21 protein-coding genes are annotated in these 18,649 nt (G+C 63.6%); 15 read left to right on the plus strand and 6 right to left on the minus strand.

Annotation, left to right across the window (positions count from 1 at the left end; genetic code table 11):
* Positions 1-24: 24 nt before the first annotated feature.
* From CFK21_RS02495 to CFK21_RS02560, 14 genes are all read left to right on the plus strand, one after another.
* Entirely contained in the window at positions 25-501 is a 477-nt protein-coding gene (locus tag CFK21_RS02495; RefSeq protein ID WP_096364420.1) for a hypothetical protein, read from the plus strand.
* A 15-nt stretch (positions 502-516) separates the two neighbouring features.
* Positions 517-1,029: a YHS domain-containing protein gene (locus tag CFK21_RS02500; RefSeq protein ID WP_096364422.1), complete on the plus strand. Its 513-nt coding sequence runs from the start codon at positions 517-519 to the stop codon at positions 1,027-1,029.
* Positions 1,030-1,081: 52 nt separating this feature from the next.
* On the plus strand, positions 1,082-1,321 hold the full coding sequence (locus CFK21_RS02505; RefSeq protein WP_096364424.1) for a glutaredoxin family protein: 240 nt from the start codon (positions 1,082-1,084) through the stop codon (positions 1,319-1,321).
* A gap of 24 nt (positions 1,322-1,345) precedes the next feature.
* Positions 1,346-3,397: a heavy metal translocating P-type ATPase gene (locus CFK21_RS02510; protein ID WP_231971549.1), complete on the plus strand. Its 2,052-nt coding sequence runs from the start codon at positions 1,346-1,348 to the stop codon at positions 3,395-3,397.
* Positions 3,394-4,350 carry a DMT family transporter gene (locus CFK21_RS02515; RefSeq protein WP_096364426.1) on the plus strand — a complete coding sequence of 319 codons (957 nt, stop codon included), beginning with the start codon at positions 3,394-3,396 and terminating at the stop codon, positions 4,348-4,350. Before CFK21_RS02510 ends, CFK21_RS02515 begins: the two co-directional genes overlap by 4 nt.
* 143 nt (positions 4,351-4,493) lie before the next feature.
* Complete coding sequence (locus tag CFK21_RS02520) at positions 4,494-5,006, plus strand: hypothetical protein (RefSeq protein WP_096364428.1); 513 nt, start codon at positions 4,494-4,496, stop codon at positions 5,004-5,006.
* Positions 5,007-5,082: 76 nt separating this feature from the next.
* On the plus strand, positions 5,083-5,313 hold the full coding sequence (locus CFK21_RS02525) for an SHOCT domain-containing protein (protein ID WP_096364430.1): 231 nt from the start codon (positions 5,083-5,085) through the stop codon (positions 5,311-5,313).
* A 52-nt stretch (positions 5,314-5,365) separates the two neighbouring features.
* The gene (locus tag CFK21_RS02530) at positions 5,366-6,070 is read left to right on the plus strand and encodes a DsbA family oxidoreductase (RefSeq protein ID WP_096364432.1); all 705 of its coding nucleotides are present in this window, start codon (positions 5,366-5,368) and stop codon (positions 6,068-6,070) included.
* Positions 6,071-6,143: 73 nt separating this feature from the next.
* Entirely contained in the window at positions 6,144-7,028 is an 885-nt protein-coding gene (locus CFK21_RS02535; protein ID WP_172844230.1) for a cation diffusion facilitator family transporter, read from the plus strand.
* 183 nt (positions 7,029-7,211) lie between these two features.
* On the plus strand, positions 7,212-9,053 hold the full coding sequence (locus tag CFK21_RS02540) for a copper resistance system multicopper oxidase (RefSeq protein WP_096367452.1): 1,842 nt from the start codon (positions 7,212-7,214) through the stop codon (positions 9,051-9,053).
* Complete coding sequence (locus tag CFK21_RS02545; protein ID WP_096364436.1) at positions 9,040-9,966, plus strand: copper resistance protein B; 927 nt, start codon at positions 9,040-9,042, stop codon at positions 9,964-9,966. The genes CFK21_RS02540 and CFK21_RS02545 overlap by 14 nt, the downstream gene beginning before the upstream one ends.
* A 97-nt stretch (positions 9,967-10,063) precedes the next feature.
* On the plus strand, positions 10,064-10,465 hold the full coding sequence (locus CFK21_RS02550) for a DUF302 domain-containing protein (RefSeq protein WP_172844317.1): 402 nt from the start codon (positions 10,064-10,066) through the stop codon (positions 10,463-10,465).
* Between the two features lie 80 nt (positions 10,466-10,545).
* Positions 10,546-10,881 carry a hypothetical protein gene (locus CFK21_RS02555; RefSeq protein WP_096364438.1) on the plus strand — a complete coding sequence of 112 codons (336 nt, stop codon included), beginning with the start codon at positions 10,546-10,548 and terminating at the stop codon, positions 10,879-10,881.
* A gap of 134 nt (positions 10,882-11,015) precedes the next feature.
* Complete coding sequence (locus tag CFK21_RS02560) at positions 11,016-11,294, plus strand: hypothetical protein (protein WP_157745249.1); 279 nt, start codon at positions 11,016-11,018, stop codon at positions 11,292-11,294.
* Between the two features lie 79 nt (positions 11,295-11,373).
* Here CFK21_RS02560 and CFK21_RS02565 read toward each other — a convergent pair whose 3' ends face one another.
* From CFK21_RS02565 to CFK21_RS02575, 3 genes are all read right to left on the minus strand, one after another.
* Positions 11,374-11,793, minus strand: a complete 420-nt coding sequence (locus CFK21_RS02565) for a CBS domain-containing protein (RefSeq protein ID WP_096364442.1) — start codon at positions 11,791-11,793, stop codon at positions 11,374-11,376.
* 2 nt (positions 11,794-11,795) lie between these two features.
* Complete coding sequence (locus CFK21_RS02570) at positions 11,796-12,503, minus strand: type 1 glutamine amidotransferase (RefSeq protein WP_096364444.1); 708 nt, start codon at positions 12,501-12,503, stop codon at positions 11,796-11,798.
* A gap of 112 nt (positions 12,504-12,615) precedes the next feature.
* Entirely contained in the window at positions 12,616-13,323 is a 708-nt protein-coding gene (locus CFK21_RS02575; protein WP_096367454.1) for an MOSC domain-containing protein, read from the minus strand.
* A gap of 70 nt (positions 13,324-13,393) precedes the next feature.
* On the opposite strand from CFK21_RS02575, the gene CFK21_RS02580 reads away from it, so the two are divergent.
* A complete protein-coding gene (locus CFK21_RS02580; RefSeq protein ID WP_197702983.1) occupies positions 13,394-15,628 on the plus strand; it encodes a heavy metal translocating P-type ATPase in 2,235 nt (744 codons plus the stop codon).
* 145 nt (positions 15,629-15,773) lie between these two features.
* Here the strand turns inward: CFK21_RS02580 and CFK21_RS02585 are convergent, their stop codons facing one another.
* The 3 genes from CFK21_RS02585 to CFK21_RS02595 form a co-directional block, all read right to left on the minus strand.
* Positions 15,774-16,385 (minus strand): RNA polymerase sigma factor, encoded by a 612-nt coding sequence (locus CFK21_RS02585; protein ID WP_096364448.1) that lies wholly within the window; start codon positions 16,383-16,385, stop codon positions 15,774-15,776.
* 65 nt (positions 16,386-16,450) lie between these two features.
* A complete protein-coding gene (locus CFK21_RS02590) occupies positions 16,451-17,035 on the minus strand; it encodes a DUF302 domain-containing protein (RefSeq protein ID WP_157745251.1) in 585 nt (194 codons plus the stop codon).
* 598 nt (positions 17,036-17,633) lie between these two features.
* A complete protein-coding gene (locus CFK21_RS02595) occupies positions 17,634-18,578 on the minus strand; it encodes a hypothetical protein (RefSeq protein WP_096364452.1) in 945 nt (314 codons plus the stop codon).
* Positions 18,579-18,649 lie beyond the last annotated feature (71 nt).

Genomic DNA, 18,649 nt, shown 5'->3' on the forward strand with positions numbered 1-18,649 from the left:
TTGTGTTCCACAGGAGGGACTCAAATGAAAGGCATTTCCCTGAAACGTATTCTGCCGCTGGCGCTGTTGCTGGCGACCATGGCGCATGCCGAGACGGATCATGCACCCATGCCACCGGTCTTTAACCTGGAAACCAGCCCGGAACAGATACTGGAACGGTATCCGCTGGGGCAGATAGACAGGCAGGCAGCCTTTTCCCACCACGGCAAGGCCCACCGGACCGTGTCCCTGGTCAACGGTCTCACGGGATGGGTGTATGAGATACATAGAGGCGGGAAGCCGGAGACCTTCAGGCGGCCGAGCGGTGGGGAGATGACGATGCTGGACACGTATGACCACCCTGCGGCCAGGAGCTATACGTTGATGTTTGACGGGGCCGGGCATGTGGTGGATGTCCTCTACCGGGATCTCCAGCATGGAGGTGCGAACAGCGCCTTGCTCGTGCAGCGGGAAGCGCAGGGTGATTCTCCCAGCGATGCCGAGTTTCCGCCGAAAAAATAGCGCAGGAGCCACAGTATGCAGCATGTGGAGGATCAGATACGGGATGTTGTATGCGGCATGTGGGTGAGCCCTGCCTCTTACCCCTTGAAATTCCGCGGTATGCATTTCGCGTTCTGCTCCGAGGAATGCCGGGAGCGTTTCCAGGACAACCCCGGTCTGTTTATCGGCAAACCCGGTGAACCAGCGGCAAAGCGCTCGGATGAGGCCTGGCGAAAATCACGCCGGATCCATCTGGGAAAGCCGCTCGATCAACACCAGGCCGAACAGGTCATAAACCGGCTGAACGGACTGATGAGCGTTACAGCCAGGTGGCCGAAGACGGATGTGCTGGAAGTCGATTACGACCTGATGCAGATCACGGCCCGTCAGATAGAAGGGGCATTGGAAGCGGTGGGTGTGGACCTGGGCGGAGGCTGGGGCGAGCGCTTGAAGCGCTCCTTCGTGCATCTGCTTGAGGAGACTGAATCCGCGTCGCGGGAAGTCGAGCCCATGGGCGGTTCAGGACATTCCGGTCATGGCCATCACTGAAACGATGCTCGTGTCCGAATATCCATTCATTCAGTGAACATGGAGATCAAGCATGAACGTCAAGATCATGGCAACCCGGGAATGCACCCATCGCCCCAATCTGGAACGGGAGTTGAATGAGCTCGGTGTGCCTTATGAACTGCTGTTCGTGGAGGAGAACCCGGAGGCGGTGGCGCGTTATGTGGTACGGCATTCGCCCACCCTTATTGTCGATGACAGGGTTGTGTTCCACGGGCAGCCGAGCGAGCACGAACTGCGCGCCTTCTTCGAGAATGCCGGCGCCAAGGGCTGATGTCTGATGCCGGATAACGCTTCGATGACATCGCATGACCATACCGGCCATACGGCGGCCGGGCAGGGGCAGCACGACCACCACGCCGGCGATCAGGGGCACGATCATTCCGGCCATGGCCACCATGCCGGGATGATTGCCGATTTCCGCCGGCGGTTCTGGGTCTCGCTGGCGCTCACCGTGCCGATTCTGGTCCTGTCGCCCATGATCCAGGCGTTTCTGGGCCTGGAGCGGGCGCTGGCGTTTCCCGGCGATGCCCATGTGCTGCTGGCGCTTTCGACCGTTGTGTATTTCTACGGCGGCTGGCCCTTCATCAGCGGGCTGCTGTCCGAGCTCAGGCAGCGCCAGCCGGGCATGATGACCCTGATCGCCCTGGCGATCTCGGTGGCCTATTTCTATTCCTCAGCCGTCGTTCTGGGCCTGGCGGGCAAGGTGTTCTTCTGGGAACTGGCCACCCTGATCGATGTCATGCTGCTGGGCCACTGGATCGAGATGAAATCGGTGATGGGGGCTTCGGGGGCATTGGAGGCCCTGGTCAGGCTGATGCCGACCACGGCCCATCGTCTGAATGACCAGGGCGAGAGTGAGGACGTGCCGGTCACGGAACTCAACCCCGGCGACCGGGTGGTGGTGAAACCGGGGGAGAAGGTGCCGACCGACGGGATGATCGTCAGCGGCCAGACCAGCCTCAACGAGTCCATGCTCACCGGCGAGTCCCGGCCGGTGGAGAAGGGCGAGGGCGAGGAGGCCATCGGCGGGGCGATCAACGGCGAGGGCGCCATCACCCTGGAGATCCGCAAGACCGGCAACGAGACCTATCTCTCCCAGGTCATCGAGATGGTCCGCAAGGCGCAGGAGAGCCGTTCGCGCACGCAGGACCTGGCCAACCGCGCGGCCCAGTGGCTGACCTACATCGCCCTGTCCGTCGGCGGCCTCACCCTCGCGGCCTGGCTGGGGCTGGGCCGGGAGTTCAACTTCGCCCTGGAGCGCATGGTCACAGTCATGGTGATCACCTGCCCGCACGCCCTGGGCCTGGCCGTGCCGCTGGTGGTGGCGGTGAGCACCAGCCTGGCGGCGGGGAGCGGCCTGCTGATCCGGGACCGCGCCGCCTTCGAGCGCGCCCGCAACCTCCAGGCCATCGTGTTCGACAAGACCGGCACCCTCACCGAGGGCCGGTTCGGCGTCAGCGATGTGGTGGCATTGGAAGGCCGCAGCGAAGAGCAGGTGCTGCAGCTGGCAGCCGCGCTGGAGAGCCAGTCCTCCCACCCCATCGCCGCCGGCATCGTGCGTTCGGCGCAGGAACGCGGCATCACGCCCGGCCAGGTATCCGACTTCGAGAACCTGCCCGGCAAGGGCGCCCAGGCCCGGGTGGACGGCACCCTGGTGCGGGTCGTCAGCCCCGGCTACCTGCGCAGCGAAAACATCGAACTGGACGACAATCGCCCGGGGCAACTGATGGAGCAGGGCAAGACGGTGGTCTATGTGCTGGAGGAGAACCGGCCCATCGGCGCCGTGGCCCTGTCCGACATCGTGCGTGAGGAATCCCGCGATGCCATCGACCGCCTCAAAGGAATGGGGATCCAGTGCATGATGCTCACCGGCGATGCCGAGGCGGTGGCCCGGACCGTGGCCGATGAGCTCGGCCTGGATGACTACTTCGCCGAGGTTCTGCCTGACCAGAAGGCGGAAAAGATACGCGAAGTGAAGCAGCGCGGGCTGAGTGTGGCGATGGTCGGCGATGGGGTGAATGATGCCCCCGCCCTGGTGGAGTCGGACCTCGGTGTGGCCATCGGCGCGGGCACGGACGTCGCGATCGAGTCGGCGGATATCGTGCTGGTCAAATCCGACCCGCGCAACGTGGCCGACATCATGGCCCTGTCCCGAGCCACCTACAGCAAGATGATCCAGAACCTGTGGTGGGCAACGGGCTACAACGCCTTTGCCATCCCGCTGGCCGCCGGTGTGGCCTACACCGCCGGGGTGGTGCTCTCGCCCGCCCTGGGCGCGGCGCTGATGTCGCTCAGCACGGTGATCGTGGCGATCAATGCGAAACTGCTGGGGCGGTATGCGCAATGAACAGAGATATCACGCAAAGCCGCTCGGCACTGTCGCCGGGCACCGTGGCGCTGCTGGTGTTGCTGGCCTTTCTCTGGGCGCTGTGTTTTCCCCTGATCAATATCGGACTGGCCGCATCACCGCCGCTGATGTTTGCCGGACTCAGGGCGCTGCTGGCCGGTGTTGTGCTGTTGGGAGTCGGATTGCTGCTCGGTCGGCCGGTTCCTCGCGGCCTGCGGGTGTGGGCGATGCTGGCCATGGTCGGACTGAGTGCGACCAGCCTGGGGTTCTTCGGCATGTTCATCGGCGGCGGCTGGGTGGCGCCTGGCCTGGCGACCGTCATCGAAAACACCCAGCCTCTGCTGACCGCCGTCCTGGCCTGGCTGCTGCTGGGCGAGGCATTGGGCCCGCGGCGCAGACTCGGGCTCGGCCTGGGCTTTGCGGGCATCCTGGTGATAAGCCTCCCGCGTTTGCTGGATCTCGAGGGTACCGGTTCGCCCATCGGCATAGGGTATCTGCTGGCCGGGGCGGCGGGGGTGGCGCTCGCCAACGTCGTCCTGAAATGTCTGGTCGGCCGCGCCGATCCCCTGATGGTCGTGGGATCGCAGCTTCTGATCGGCAGTACGCCCCTGCTGGCGGCCGGCTATCTTGGCGAGGGCGGGATCTCCGCCATCAACTGGAGCCGGGACTTTCTGTTCGCATGGCTCACACTCAGTCTGGTGGGCACAGCACTGGCCTCCCTGTTGTGGTTCGTGCTGCTGCGCCGGGCAGCACTCGGCCGTCTGACCACATTCAGCTTCCTGACCCCCATCTTCGGTCTGATCATGGGGCTGACACTGTTTGGTGAAAGGATCGGGGGATACGAGTCGATGGGGATATTCGTGGCACTGCTGGGGGTCTGGTTCGTGACCCGTGGCGATGTGCGCACGGAGACCCAGCAGGCTGCTTGCCGGCTGGCGCGCGAGCATGAATGACTGTGTTGGATATCGATGCGTCGAGGCAATGGATGCATGAGCGGATTTCAAATCCGGTTTCACTATTGAGCTTATCGGGAGATAAGCCGGCTCCCGGAAATGCTCAGCAAGTACCCTGTTCCGGCAATGAAAGGAGGAATGTCATGAAGTCCATGATTAGCGCAATGTTGATTACTCTGAGTGTTTCCGCGCCTGCAGCGATTGCTGCTGATAATGGCGGCATGATGAACATGCAGAAGCGGATGCAGGACATGGATCACACCATGGAACAGGCCCGCAACGCCAAGAACGAAAGTCATCGCCATGACATGATGGAAAAGCACATGAAGCAGATGCGCGAAACCATGAAGGAAATGCATCAGATGTCCGGTGGCCGCGGCAGCATGATGGAGAACATGGGCGGCGGCATGGGCATGATGGGCGGCTCGAAACAGGGCGGCGGCATGATGGATGGCTCAGGAAAGAGCGGTGGAATGATGGGTGGCCAGAAGGGCATGCATGATGACGGAATGAAAGGAAAGTCGGACTCACGCATGTCGGACGGCATGATGAGCGAGAAGGTTCAGCACATGGATCGTCGCATGGACATGATGCAGATGATGATGGACCAGATGATGGAGCATCAGCAGGAGCACGAAAGGATGCACAACCGTTAGTGGATCCGGGGAGGGCGGTTTTGCGCTCTCCCCGCCGCTAGTACCAATATGATTGATTACTACATGAGGAAGAATCATGCATTCTGATGACTGGGGCTGGGGCTTCTTCGGACACGGCTTCGGCCTGATATTCTGGATTGTGGCGATCGTGCTCGTCGTCGGCCTGGTCGTGGGGCTGAGCGGCAGGGGCGGAGGGGACGGGGGGCGCAGCACACCCAGTGCCCGCGAGATCCTGAAGGAGCGCTATGCCAGAGGCGAAATCGATAAAGAAGAATATGAACGCAAAATGAAGGATCTGGATCGTTGAGGGGCGGTGCCGCTCCAGCACGGTCCGGGCGGAAATTTACCCGGGAATACAAATGAAAGAGCCTCGAGTCAAAATCGATTATTTTTCGGATCTGTTGTGTGTATGGGCCTACGGCGCGCAGATCAAGCTGGATGAGCTGCGGCGCGCGTTCGGTGACAAAGTCCTTGTTCGGCACCATTACATCCCACTGTTCGGGGACACGGCGAGCCGCATAGGCGAGGGCTGGCGGGACCGCGGCGGGTTCGAAGGCTTCGGCAGGCATGTGCGTGAGACTGCCGGCACATGGGATCATGTCGAGATCAACCCTGAGATCTGGCAGCGCAACGTGCCGGCCTCATCCGTACCGGCCCATGTCTTTGTCAAGGCGGCCCAGCTGCTGGAATCCGACGGGGAACTGGATACTGCAGTGCCTGGAGATTCAGTGCGCTCAGGCGCCGAGGAGCTCGCCTGGCGGTTGCGGGAAAGGTTCTTCCGGGATGCCGGGAATATCGCTGATCGAGCCGTGCAGGACGATACCGCTGCGTCCCTGGGCCTGCCCATGGAGAAGCTGAGCGAGCGCATCGATTCCGGCCGGGCCCATGCCGCCGCCCACCTGGACCTGCAGGCAAAGGAGCTGCATCAGGTGCCGGGCAGCCCCTGCCTGGTGCTGAACGAGGGCCGGCAGCGGCTGTACGGCAATGTGGGTTACCGTGTGATCGAGGCCAATGTCATGCAGTTGCTCAGTGATCCGCTGTACGGTCAGGCCAGCTGGTGCTGAGGGTGCGGCAGCCATGAACGAGCATGCGCATGCAACGGGCCACGCCGGGCACATGCCGTCGAGCGGGCGCGGAATGGCGATATCGGCCTGGCTGACCGGGATCTATTTCATCATTGAGATGGGCATCGGTATCTGGACCGGTTCCATCGCCGTGATCTCGGATGCCTTTCACACCTTCTCCGCCGTGGGCGGGGTGCTCGTGGCCATCATCGCCGCGCGGCTGGCCCGCCGGCCCGCCGACGAGGATCGCAGTTTCGGCTGGTACCGGGCGGAGATCATCGGCGCCCTGGTCAATGGCGGCTTTCTGCTCGGCATGGCCCTGGTGGTCATCGTTATGGGCGCGATGCGCCTGGCCGACCCGATTGAACTGCCCACAGGCCCGATGCTGCTGGCCGCGGCCGGCGGCCTGGTGACCGAGTTCATCTCCCTCGGTCTTATCTGGAAGGAGAGTCGCAGCGACCTCAACGTCAAGGGTGCGCTGTGGCATATCATCCAGACCTTCGTCGGCAGCCTGCTCATCATCGTCACCGCAGTGGTGATCCGTTACACCGGGTTCCTGTTGATCGATCCCATCCTGGGCATGGCCTTCGGATTCGTGCTGCTGTGGGCGAGCTGGGGCATCCTGCGGGATGCCGCGCATCTGCTGATGGAGGGCACGCCGGCGGACGTGAGCCTGGCGGAGGTGGTCGAGGCCCTGGAGAAACAGGATGGCGTCGAGGATGCGCATCATGTTCATGCCTGGGCGCTGACCAGCGGACGCTATGTGTTTTCCGGGCATATCCGTGCCGCCGACGGGGCGGATCCCCAACAGGTGCTGTCCGCAGCCGTCGCCATGCTAAAGGAGCGGTTCCGCTTCTTCTTTGTCACCCTGCAGGTCGAAACCGAACGCCTGGATGAATCGGGTGCGGAGGCGATCGACGTGGCGCATGGGCGAGGGGGTGCCGGATCCAGATCATGAATCCCGTCCCGCTGTTGTTGCGCGTTACCCTTTGCCCTGCTATGCACATGGTTTCGTGCATTGGGTCGGAAATGATGTGCTAGGGTGTGAATCCGGGTTGCATAGGGCCAATCGTCCCGGGTAATCAATCCGGAACACAATCCGTGGTTGTAACTCCGGAATGTCTTTCAGCAGGTGAGTATGATGGAAAGCAAAACGAAGCCCCCCGGGCTTGGGGTTCTCTCCCGACGACAATTCATACAGGCGGCCTCGCTGGCTTCGCTGGGCCTGTACTTTCCAGGGGTGCTCACCGCTAAACCTTCGGGCGTGCCTGGTCATGCCGGAGAATTCGGCGAACTGAATGCCACCGACCCCGGCGGTATCGATCTCTATCTCGAATACCGTGACCTGCTCGTCGGCGGCAAGCCCGGGCGGGCCATTGCCATCAACGGCTCCATCCCCGGCCCTGTCATCCGCATGCAGGAAGGCAGGGAGGCGCTCATTCGCGTCCACAACCGCCTGAATGAATCGACCTCGATCCACTGGCACGGCATTCTGCTGCCGTTCAACATGGACGGGGTGCCGGGCATCAGTTTCCCCGGCATTCCTGCCAACGAGACGTTCACCTATCGCTACCCGGTCCGCCAGAACGGCACTTACTGGTATCACAGTCATACCGGTCTGCAGGAGCAGCTGGGGCATTACGGCCAGCTCATTGTCGAGCCGGCCGGGCCGGATCCGGTGGAATACGATATTGAGTATTCCATTGTTCTGTCCGACTGGACCTTCGAGGATCCGCATCGGGTGCTCTGGAAGCTCAAGACCATGGAGGGCTACTACAATTTCCAGCGGCCCACCCTGGCCAATATCGACGAACAGATGCGGGCGACCGGCATGTCCATGTCCGAGGTGCTGCAAAAGCGCCTGGCCTGGGACCGGATGCGCATGGACCCGACCGATATCGCGGATATCACGGGCGCGACCTATACCTACCTGATGAACGGCAAGGCGGCGCATGAGAATCCGACCTTTATCGCCAGGCCCGGCCAACGGGTGCGCCTGCGCATCGCCAATGCCTCCACCATGACCTTCTATGATGTCCGCATTCCGGGGCTGCCGATGACGGTGGTGCAGGCCGACGGTCAGAATGTCAAACCCGTTGAGACCGACGAACTGAGGATCGCGGTGGCGGAAACCTATGATGTGGTGGTGACACTGCCGGATGACCGGGCTTACACACTGTTTGCCGAGACCATGGACCGCAGCGGTTACGCCCGCGGTACGCTTGCTCCTCGTCAGGGCATGGCCGCCGCAGTGCCTGAACAGAGACGGCGACCGATGCTGACTATGGCGGATATGGGCATGATGCACGACGGCGGGCATGGGGGTGATCAGGCAATGCACGATGGGATGCATGCGGCCGGTGTGTCTGAGCCCATGTCACATCAGGACGATGGGGAATTGCCGGTCACCAACCTCCCGGACCGCATCAGGCACGGCCCGGATGAACATGGCCCGGCCAGTATCACCATGGCCGCTACCGCCTACCGTCGCCTCGACTACCCGGGGGCGGGATTGGGCGAAGACGGCTGGCGGGTCCTGACCTACAGCCAGCTGCGTGCCCTGGAGCGGCCGTACGGACGTCGTCCCCCGACGCGCGAGTTCGATCTGCACCTGACCGGCAACATGCACAAGTACATCTGGGGCTTCGACGGCAGGAAGTGGTCGGAATCGGACATGATCCGCTTCCAGTACGGCGAACGGCTCCGTATCAACATGATCAATGACACCATGATGAGTCACCCCATCCACCTGCATGGCATGTGGATGGACCTGTATGCAGGTGCCGACGATTACGGTGACAATCCACGCAAGCATACGGTGATCGTCCAGCCGGCCGAGTTGCTGACCGTGGACATTCTGGTCGACGCCCCAGGACAGTGGGCTTTCCACTGTCACCTGCTGTATCACATGGAGGCCGGCATGTTCCGCACTGTCGCAGTGGTCAGGTCGCTGGAAGGAGGGCCGATCGATGTCGGCGCCTGAAGTGAGCACTCCCGTGATTCCTGTCCCTCTCTTCCTGCTGGCGGCGACCGCACTCATGCCCTGCGGCGCCCTGGCTCAGGATCGCGGTGACATGCCGGAGACCTCGGACCGCCCCATGCACTATGAGTCGGCCCGGCAGCATGAGGGAGAGCCGCCGTCAGTGGAAAATCCGCCCGTACCCGAGGGCATGACGCTGGAGGAGGCGTTCAAGTACGCCGAGACCCCGCCACCGTCTGATTATCCCCGGACGGTCCCGGATGACCGTGTCTACGTCTTTACCTTCATCGAACAGCTTGAATACCGGCTGGAGGCGGATGACGCGTCCGATCACCTCGGTTGGGAGGCGCAGGGCTGGGTCGGTAAGGACTTCCACAAGTTCTGGTGGAAGCAGGAAGGCGAGGCGGTGTTCGAGGGCACGGACGAGGGGGAGTCGGAAACCGACCTGCTCTATTCGCGACTCATCACGCCCTTCTGGAATCTTCAGGCCGGCGTCCAGTACGCCAATGGCTGGGAGGGCGGCAGCTACGAGGACCGGTGGTCCGCCGTGGCCGGGGTCCAGGGGCTGGCGCCCTACAAGTTCGAACTCGACAATGCCCTGTACCTGTCGGAAGACGGGGATGTGACCGTCGAGTTTGAGGGTGAATACGACCTCCGGATCACCCAGCGGCTGGTATTGCAGCCGCGCGCCGAACTGGCCGTCGCAGCACAGGATATCTCTGAACGCAGTCTTGGTGCGGGCCTGACGGATGTCAGTCTGGATCTGCGGCTGCGCTATGAAATCAGGCGCGAATTCGCCCCTTATGTCGGCATCCGCTACCGGACGCTGACCGGCGAGACAGAAGATATTGCTGACGCGGCCGGGCAGGAATCCGACTTCCTCTACTTCATGGGTGGATTGCGCTTCGCTTTCTAGATCAATCTGTGCGGCGATGCGGCGTCGACGCAGTCCTTATCTGTTTTCTAGCCACAGGGCAGGCTTGTTATACTCCCGGACAGCGATGTTCAACCGATTGGAGGTATCCATGTACGGATTCAATGTGAAGTTCAATGGTGATTTCGATACGGCCATCGACAAGGTGACCGAAGAACTGGGCAAGGAAGGCTTCGGGGTGCTGACCGAGATCGACGTCAGCGCCACGCTGAAGAAGAAACTCGACATCGATCGCGCGCCCTACAGGATCCTGGGGGCCTGCAACCCGAAGCTGGCCAACCAGGCGCTGGAGGCCGATCCCGATATCGGCCTGCTGCTGCCCTGCAATGTCGTGGTGCGGCAGGAGGACGACGGCAGCGTGACGGTCGGATTCATGGATCCCTCGGCCGTGCTCAAACTGGTGGAAAAAGAAGGTGTTGAAGCCCTGGCCGCTGAGGTGCGCACACGCCTTGAGCGGGTCCGCGACGCCCTGGCGGCCTGAGGCCCGGCGGCGGGCCGCTAAGGCCTGTGGCAATCCGGGCCGCTTTTGTTATAGTCAGATCAGACACGCCGGGACCTGCCATGAACCTGCCCAGACATGCCGTCTTTCCCCTGCTGGAGGCCAACGAGCCGCTGTTCAAGCGCGCGCCGAGCGTGGACGGCGACGGCCAGATCCTCAGCGATTTCATGATGCTGATCCCGGGGCTGCGGGAAAAGCCGCGCCAGCTGCTGCAGCGCACCCTGGACGACATCCAGGCCGTCCTGGCCTGTTTCCAGGAAGTCGTGGTCTTTGCCGAACTCAACCTCAAGCTCAACCTGCTCTGGATCAGCATGCGTCCGGTGACCGGCATGCGCAACGAGATCGCCTGGGCGGTGCAGAACCGGGTGCCCGAGGCCAAGCTCATCAGCCACATCTGAACCACGCCCCTCCTGAACGGCCCCCGGTGTGAGCCCGGTCACATAACGGCGCAGTGACAGGCCGTGACAGGGACGCGGCCACGCCGGCCCGCTAACATGACTTCTGCTTGAACCAACGACACACAGGAGCAGTCATGAAACGGACGACTATTGCAGCATCTGTACTGGGTATGATCCTCTCCGGCAGCGCCTTGGTTGCCAGCGCCGACCACAACAGCCCCTGGGGCGAAGGTTGGGCCACGGACATGATGGATGTCCATGACGCCCGCCTGGATACCATGGACGACGATACTGTCACCGGCAACGAGTTCCTGGCCGATTCCCTGGTTTCCGCCGGCGGCGGTTCGCGGCCGGACACAGCCGGCGGCGGCATGGGCGCCGGTATGGGTGGCGGCATGCAGGGCGGTCGTTGATCCCGACAGCCCGGTGGCTGTACAAAGGAACGGGCGGGGTTGCACCCCCGCCCGTTCCTTTTGCGTTCTCATCCCGGACTCACACTTGCTGCAGCATCACGTGGGCGCTGAGCAGATCGCGCCAGCTCACGATGCCGACCGGGTGGCCCCGATCGTTGACCACCGGCAGGCAGGACACACGCTGCTCCAGCATCAGGTTGCCGGCATAGGTGATGGCGGTATCCGGAGTGACCGTGACCGGTTTGCGCGTCATCAATTGATGGACCGGTCGGCGCATGCGCTCGAGATCTGCCCGCGTTTCCGCGGGCGTGTCCAGATGCGGCCCGATCCAGCGCAGTATGTCCCGGTCCGAGAGCACCCCCATGAGTCTGCGCTCCTCGACCACCAGCAGATGATGGAACCCGAGCTGCTTGAACAGGGTGTGCGCCGTGAGCAGGGTATCGTCCATGCGGATGGCCATCACCTCCTCGGTCATGATGTCCCCGATATTCATGGGCATGTTCAGACCTCCTCCGGGTTCGTCGCGGTGAACGCATCCATCAGCTGCGCCATGAGGCGGTTGGCTCCGTTGAAGTGCGCCTCTGCAGCCAGCAGCTGCGTCTCGGTCTGACTGAACGGGCCGCAACCGAGCTGATCCCGGTGGCAGTCGATCAGAGCCTGCGCCCCGGCCGGGGTCATCTCCAGGTGGTACTGCAGCCCGAGTATCCGTCCTTCGTGCAGAAACCCCTGGTTGGGGCAGGCCTCGCTGCGGCCCAGGTGCACGGCCCCGGCCGGCAGTTCGAAGCTGTCGCCGTGCCAGTGAAAGGCCATGAATGTCTCGGGCAGGGCCGCGGCCAGCGCTGTGTCGGCGGCGGCCGGGCTGCGCTGGACCGGGAACCAGCCGATCTCCTTCTCGCCGCCGGTCAGCACCCGGGCCCCGAGCCGCTCGGCCAGCAGCTGGGCGCCCAGGCAGATGCCGAGCATCCGCGCCCTGCCGGCAAGCACGGCATCGAGGAAACGCTTCTCGGCAATCAGCCAGGGATGGTCGGCCTCGTCGTATACCCCCATGGGTCCGCCCATGACGATGAGCAGGTCCAGTGCATCCGGCCGCGGCAGACCGTCGCCGGCATACAGGCGCGTGGCCGTGACCTGATGGTCGCCCCGCTGCAGCCAGTCCTGCAGGCTGCCCAGGCCCTCGTAGGGAACGTGTTGGAGAAAATGGACCCGCAAGTGCGTGCTCCTGTGTCGGAATGACCGAGTGCGTAGGATGGGTGAAGGCGCCCGCGCCGCAACCCATCACCGATGCGGGATCAATGATGGGTTGCGCTGCGCTCCACCCATCCTACTCCCCGCCGGTCAGGCGCTGTGCGCTGCGCATATCGGCCCGGCCTGCCAGCCGCCGCCGCGCCTTGTCGCGCCAGTTGGGCGCCAGGGCGGTGCAGTCGGCCAGACGCCGCCAGAGTTCGCGCTCCTCCGTGTCGCCGTAGATGGCCTGCATCGCTGCCGCAATGCTCAGGCTGTCGGGCAGGCGTTCGAGCAGATCGATACCGTCACCGACCCGCAGCGTACCCGCTTCCAGCACCCGGTAGAACCAGCCGCACCGGGCGCTGTCCTGGACCTGCCGGGCCATGCCGGCGATGTCGAAGCGTACATCCAGCTTCCAGCAGGGGCTGCGCGGCTGACTGACCTGCAGCCGGCAGCCGCCGATGCGCCCGATACGCCCGATACGATAGACATCGCCGATGTGGACATTCCGTTCATCCATCCCGGTGCTGGAGAGGTTTTCGCCGAACCCGGGCGGGCAGAATGCGGCCGCGCGTTCCGGATACTGCGCCTGCCACCAGCGATAGTTGTCCAGGCTGTAATGCAGCAGGGCGCGTTCCGGACCGCCGTGATTGACCGGGTCGGCCTGTTCATCCCCGGCGATGCCGTCTGCGCCGATCCGGACCTCGCCGTCCAGCGGCTGCTTGGCGATGGCGCTGGCGCGGCCCCGGCCATAGTCGGGATCGATCCGGCCGGCATAAATACCCCTCAGGATGTGTATGGTCATGGTCCGGATGCCCGGGCAGGTTGTGGTATCCTCAATCTTCGCAAAACCCATCCGTCCGCGCGAGTCCCCCATGAGTGATGAATCCATACGATTGTCCGTTGCCGGCATGAGTTGCGCCGGTTGTGTGGCCGCCGTCGAGGAGGCCCTGCGCCGGGTCGAGGGCGTGCAGGAAGCAACGGTGAATTTCGTCGAGCACACCGCCCGGGTCACCGGCACGGCGCCGCCGGAGCGCCTGGTCGAAGCGGTGCGCCAGGCCGGCTACGAGGCCGCCGAGCTGCGCGGCCTGGCCGATGAGGCGGACAAGGAGGCCATGGAGATGGCCCATTACCGCAAGCGCCTGCGCATGACCGGCGTGGCCGCGCTGCTGGCCGTGCCGCTGATGCTGGGCGAGATGGTGTTCCATGTACTGCCGCCCATCGACACGCCGGCCGGACAGGTGTTCTGGCTCATCACCGGCCTGCTCACACTCGGCGTGCTGATCTACTCCGGCGGGCATTTCTTCCGCGGCGCCTGGTCGGCCTTCCGCCACCACCAGGCCAACATGGATACCCTGATCGCGCTGGGCACGGGCAGCGCCTGGCTCTATTCCATGGTGGTGGCCCTGTTTCCCGACAGTGTGCCGGTGCTGGCGCGCCATGCCTATTTCGAGGCCGCCGTGGTCATCCTGGCGCTGATCAACCTGGGCGGGGCGCTGGAGATGCGCGCCCGCGGCAAGACCTCGGAGGCGATCAAGCGCCTGCTGGGGCTGCAGCCCAAGACCGCGCGGGTGGTGCGCGAGGGTAAGGAGATCGACGTGCCGATCGAGGAGGTCGGGCTGGAGGAGACGCTGCGGGTACGGCCCGGCGACCGCATCCCGGTCGACGGGAAGGTGATCGAGGGCGAGTCGGCGGTGGACGAGTCCATGCTCACCGGCGAGCCGATCCCGGTGGCTAAGCAGGCCGGCGACGAGGTCATCGGCGGTACCATCAACCAGTCCGGCACCCTGCTGTTCCAGGCCAGCCGCATCGGCCGTGACATGGCGCTGGCGCGCATCATCGAACTGGTGCGCCAGGCCCAGGCCTCCAAACCGGCCATCGGCCGCCTGGCCGACCGGGTCAGCGGGGTGTTCGTGCCGGTGGTGATGATCATCGCCGTGCTCACCTTCCTGGTCTGGTACAACCTGGGCCCGTCGCCGCAGCTCAGCTATGCCCTGGTCACCGGCATCACGGTGCTGGTCATCGCCTGTCCCTGCGCGCTGGGGCTGGCCACGCCCATCTCCATCATGGTCGGCATCGGCAAGGCGGCCGAGCACGGCATCCTCATCCGCAGCGGCGACGCCCTGCAGCAGGCCGGACGCCTGACCACCCTGGTGCTGGACAAGACCGGCACGGTCACTGAGGGCCGACCGACAGTGACCGCGGTCGAGGCCGCATCCGGGAGGAATGAAAATGAGGTGCTGCGCTTGGCCGCCGCCCTGGAGGCAGGCTCCAACCATCCGCTGGCCGCCGCCATCCTGGCCGCCGCCGAGGCGCGCACGCTGGAACTGCCGAAGGCTGAAGGGTTCGAGAACCTGACCGGGAAGGGGCTGCGCGGACGAATCGGCGAGCGGGAGGTCCTGGTCGGGCAGGCCGCCTTCATGCGGGAACAGGGTGTGTCGGAAGCGGCCTGGGCCGCGCGCATCGAGGCGCTGGCCGGGCGCGGCGCTACACCCGTCTGCGTGGCCGCGGACGGCGAGTTGATCGGTCTGGTCGCTATCGAAGACCCGATCCGACCCGGCATGACCGACATCATCCGCGCCATGCACGGAATGGGATTGAAGGTGGCGCTGGTCACTGGCGACCACCGCATCACTGCGCAGGCCGTGGCCGGGCAGATCGGCATCGACGAGGTCCGGGCCGAGGTGCTGCCCGAGGGCAAGATCGACTATGTGCAGCAGCTGCAGGCGAAAGGCGAGGTGGTGGCGATGGTGGGAGACGGCATCAACGACGCCCCGGCCCTGTCCCAGGCCGACGTCGGCTTTGCCATCGGCGCCGGTACCGATGTCGCGATAGAGAGCGCCGATGTCACTCTGATGCGCGCCTCGCTTCAGGGTGTGCTCACAGCGATCCAGCTGTCGCGCGCCACGGTGCGCAACATCTGGCAGAATCTGTTCGGCGCCTTCATCTACAACAGTCTCGGTATCCCCGTCGCCGCCGGCGTGCTCTATCCGGCGCTGGGCATGCTGCTCAATCCCATGATCGGCGGCGCGGCCATGGCGTTTTCCTCGGTCACGGTGGTGACCAACGCCAATCGGCTGCGCAGGTTCACGCCGGACAGGGTGCAATGATGGTCGATCTGATCGTGAATCTGGCGGGGCTCGGGCTGGTTGTGTTCATTGTCCGCTGGTTCTGGAGAAAACCGCAGGGTTGAGACCGGACCCGTGGCGGGCAGCATGTTGCCACTCGACCCGCCAGCCGGCGTCGGCCCAGGTATTACGGTTGGCTCGAACGCCGCGGCTGAGCAGTCGGGTCTGAGTTGCGCGCGCTTCCGCACTGCGCCGGACTGCTGCTGCACCAGCAGTCAGTGCAGCGGGCCTGTTGCGATATCTCTGGCGCCAGCATGCCGAGTAGCCTGAGACGGGCCTGGTTCAGGCTGTGAATCACCGCGCTTTTCGGCATTTCCAGGACCTGCGCTGTCTGTTCATAGGACAGTTGTTCGATATTGACCAGGGTCAAAACCTGGCATTCGACAACAGGCAGCCGGCCGATTGCGGCCCGGGTGCTGGCGGACGTGTCCTCGTGCGTCTGCACCGGCAGCGGGTGCACAGCCGGTTCGAACCCGCATTCAGGTTCGCCAGGCGCCATGAGTTGTCTGTGCTCATGCCAGCACCTGGACAGGGAGCCGAACAGCTGCAACAGGAGTTGGCCGGGTTCATGCTGTGCCTGCCCGCTCCGGAGTTCGCGCTCGATGACCTTATCTGTCAGCCTGGTCGCCAATACCGGGTTCCGGGACCAGGCCAGGGCCATTCGATAGAGCCGGTCACGGCTGTCATCGAGTGCCCTGCGCAGCCGCCGGTTCCTGGCGAAGCGGTTCAAGATATCCATTGTGCTGAGTCGCCGTGCTTCAGGGGCAGTGTCGGCAGATGCCGTGAATCCCCTGTGAACGAAGGTCAGAATCCTCCGTTCCGGACCGTTTCGGCCACATCGCGCAGATCCCGGTCGAACTCTTTCAATACTGCGCGCGCGGGATCGGAGAGATGCTCTTGGCCAAGCGTATCGCCGATGAACTTCGGACGCAGGATGAGCAGCCTTACCCCGTCCTGCTCCCCGAATATGGCCGCGCGCAGCGGTGCGAACAGCTCGAAGCGTTTGTCCGATGTTGTGACCAGGTAGGCCTTGGAAAGGTTGATGAATTCAACGAGCACAATTGGTTCGGCCTCAATGCCGCGGTTTTCGAGTGCCCGCTGAACGTCAAGGATATTGACGATGGTGTAGTTGCGTCCCTCCAGGGCGGAGACGAAACTGTCCTTAACGGAGGTGATATCATCGTCCATCGTGGCGCTGTATGCCAGCTGTGTGACCTGAATGCCTGTGCCGGGCGTTTCCTGGGCGACAGCAGTGGTGACTGTAGTTGCACCCAGCAGTGTCGCCCAAAGCAGTCGTGCCGCAGAGTCATGAATATCACGCATCGCTCGGCGCAATATGCGTCCACTCCTGTGGAGGGATGTCGGAAATGAGCCGGCTTCTGTCTGCACTGCGGTATGCCTCCTTCTGCGAAGTGTTTGGCTAATAGCAACATCTGTGCCAGTGATGAGTGGTGCACGAATAACCCGGCTGTTCCGCCATACCGGCACCGATCCTGTTTCCAGATGGAACATCTGCAGGCGTATGTATGTTGGTTCGGAACAGGTGAGCGGGCTTGCGGCTTCAGGTATAACGGAAGCTGACAGTTGATATGGCTGTTCTCCCTGCTTTTGAGCAACCACCATGGCTGTGACGCCAACCTTCAGGATCTGTACAAAGTCAAATCGATCACGCGCGTGTGACCGGAGTGAGGCGGTTGCGGCGGCGGGGGGGGGGGTGAAGGCATGACCGACCTGCTGGTGAACCTGGCCGGTGCCGGGCTGATCGTCTTCTTCATCTGGTGGTTCTGGCTGGGCCGGGGATAGGCGGAGGCCCGGATCCTGCGTGGCCGTCAGAGGCGCACAAAAAAATCCCCTTCCGGAGGACGGGAGGGGATAAGGCAGGGAGAGGGAGGTTCGGGGTCCCACCCTGCAGAGAGCCCCACTGAGGGGCGAGGGGGTGCGGTTGCCTCCGGAACTGCAGCCAGTTCCGGAGCGCCTTGTCCGGTTCTCAGAAACTGAAGTCGGCCATGACCCAGAACTTGCGCGTGTCGGTGCTCTGCACCGGGTTGCGTGCGCTGTTGGTGGCGTTGTCGTCGGCCGAGTAGTCCGCGTACTTGGCGACCACCTTCAACTGCTTGCTGATCGGCTTGACCGCCAGCAGGTTCCACTCCGTGCCGTAATCATAGTCGTCGTTGTCGCTGGAGTAGTCGTGATACCTGGCGACCAGCTTGATCCCGGCGAGTTTCCCGCTGATATGCACCCGGGTGTCGACCAGGCCGTCGGGCAGGCCGTTGGGAGACAGGGCGCTGGCCAGGAACTGGTCGGCCCAGCCGTTGTGTGCATGCACCGTGGCCAGCGGCGTGGTGAGGCTGTAGGTGCCGTTGCCGCTCAACTGCTCCTGGCTTACCTTGACCGTGATTCCGTTGAATTTCACGCCCGCGCTCAGCCAGTAGTAGTCGGCATCACGCGCCCGGCCGTCGGCGTAGTCGTCCTGTTCGGCGTATTCGGCGGTATACAGCAGCTTCAGGTCATCGTTCAGCGGATAGCCGCCGCTCAGGCGCGCGCCCAGGGTGCGGGTGGACAGGGCCTGGCTGGCCTGGTCCTCGAATTCCAGGAAGTAGCCGTAGCCCGCCAGGTTGACGTGCGGCAGGCCGCTGTAGGCGAGGTGAACGATGTGGCTGTCCATGTCCCAGTCGTCCAGGGTCGGGTGTTCCTCGCCGAACAGCCGGTTGACATTGTCCACGTACGCATAGAACACCTCCAGCCCGGTCAGTGACTGGTTGGTCAGGCTGAACGCGTCCATGGTCACCGAGTTCTGGCGCCAGCCGACCGGGCCCACCCAGCGTTCGTTATCGAGACTGATGTACTGACGGCCGAGTTGCAGCCGGGTGTCGGCGATGCCGGTATAGGCCAGGATGGCCTGGTTGAGCTCGGTGGATTCCGGGTCGGGCACCAGGGGATAGCGTGCCTTGCCGTTGGTGGTGCTGTTGAACTTCTCGCTGCCCAGGCTTCTGACGTCCTCGA

Origin of the sequence: Thiohalobacter thiocyanaticus (genome assembly GCF_002356355.1) — a bacterium.
In the GTDB taxonomy this organism is placed as follows: Bacteria; Pseudomonadota; Gammaproteobacteria; order Thiohalobacterales; family Thiohalobacteraceae; genus Thiohalobacter; species Thiohalobacter thiocyanaticus_A.

Bases quoted from the DNA above. Each gene is read 5' to 3' on its own strand.
- CFK21_RS02495 (WP_096364420.1), top strand. From the start codon at position 25: ATGAAAGGCATTTCCCTGAAACGTATTCTGCCGCTGGCGCTGTTGCTG.
- CFK21_RS02500 (WP_096364422.1), top strand. From the start codon at position 517: ATGCAGCATGTGGAGGATCAGATACGGGATGTTGTATGCGGCATGTGG.
- CFK21_RS02505 (WP_096364424.1), top strand. From the start codon at position 1,082: ATGAACGTCAAGATCATGGCAACCCGGGAATGCACCCATCGCCCCAAT.
- CFK21_RS02510 (WP_231971549.1), top strand. From the start codon at position 1,346: ATGACATCGCATGACCATACCGGCCATACGGCGGCCGGGCAGGGGCAG.
- CFK21_RS02515 (WP_096364426.1), top strand. From the start codon at position 3,394: ATGAACAGAGATATCACGCAAAGCCGCTCGGCACTGTCGCCGGGCACC.
- CFK21_RS02520 (WP_096364428.1), top strand. From the start codon at position 4,494: ATGAAGTCCATGATTAGCGCAATGTTGATTACTCTGAGTGTTTCCGCG.
- CFK21_RS02525 (WP_096364430.1), top strand. From the start codon at position 5,083: ATGCATTCTGATGACTGGGGCTGGGGCTTCTTCGGACACGGCTTCGGC.
- CFK21_RS02530 (WP_096364432.1), top strand. From the start codon at position 5,366: ATGAAAGAGCCTCGAGTCAAAATCGATTATTTTTCGGATCTGTTGTGT.
- CFK21_RS02535 (WP_172844230.1), top strand. From the start codon at position 6,144: ATGGCGATATCGGCCTGGCTGACCGGGATCTATTTCATCATTGAGATG.
- CFK21_RS02540 (WP_096367452.1), top strand. From the start codon at position 7,212: ATGGAAAGCAAAACGAAGCCCCCCGGGCTTGGGGTTCTCTCCCGACGA.
- CFK21_RS02545 (WP_096364436.1), top strand. From the start codon at position 9,040: ATGTCGGCGCCTGAAGTGAGCACTCCCGTGATTCCTGTCCCTCTCTTC.
- CFK21_RS02555 (WP_096364438.1), top strand. From the start codon at position 10,546: ATGAACCTGCCCAGACATGCCGTCTTTCCCCTGCTGGAGGCCAACGAG.
- CFK21_RS02560 (WP_157745249.1), top strand. From the start codon at position 11,016: ATGAAACGGACGACTATTGCAGCATCTGTACTGGGTATGATCCTCTCC.
- CFK21_RS02565 (WP_096364442.1), bottom strand. From the start codon at position 11,793: ATGCCCATGAATATCGGGGACATCATGACCGAGGAGGTGATGGCCATC.
- CFK21_RS02575 (WP_096367454.1), bottom strand. From the start codon at position 13,323: ATGACCATACACATCCTGAGGGGTATTTATGCCGGCCGGATCGATCCC.
- CFK21_RS02580 (WP_197702983.1), top strand. From the start codon at position 13,394: ATGAGTGATGAATCCATACGATTGTCCGTTGCCGGCATGAGTTGCGCC.
- CFK21_RS02585 (WP_096364448.1), bottom strand. From the start codon at position 16,385: ATGGATATCTTGAACCGCTTCGCCAGGAACCGGCGGCTGCGCAGGGCA.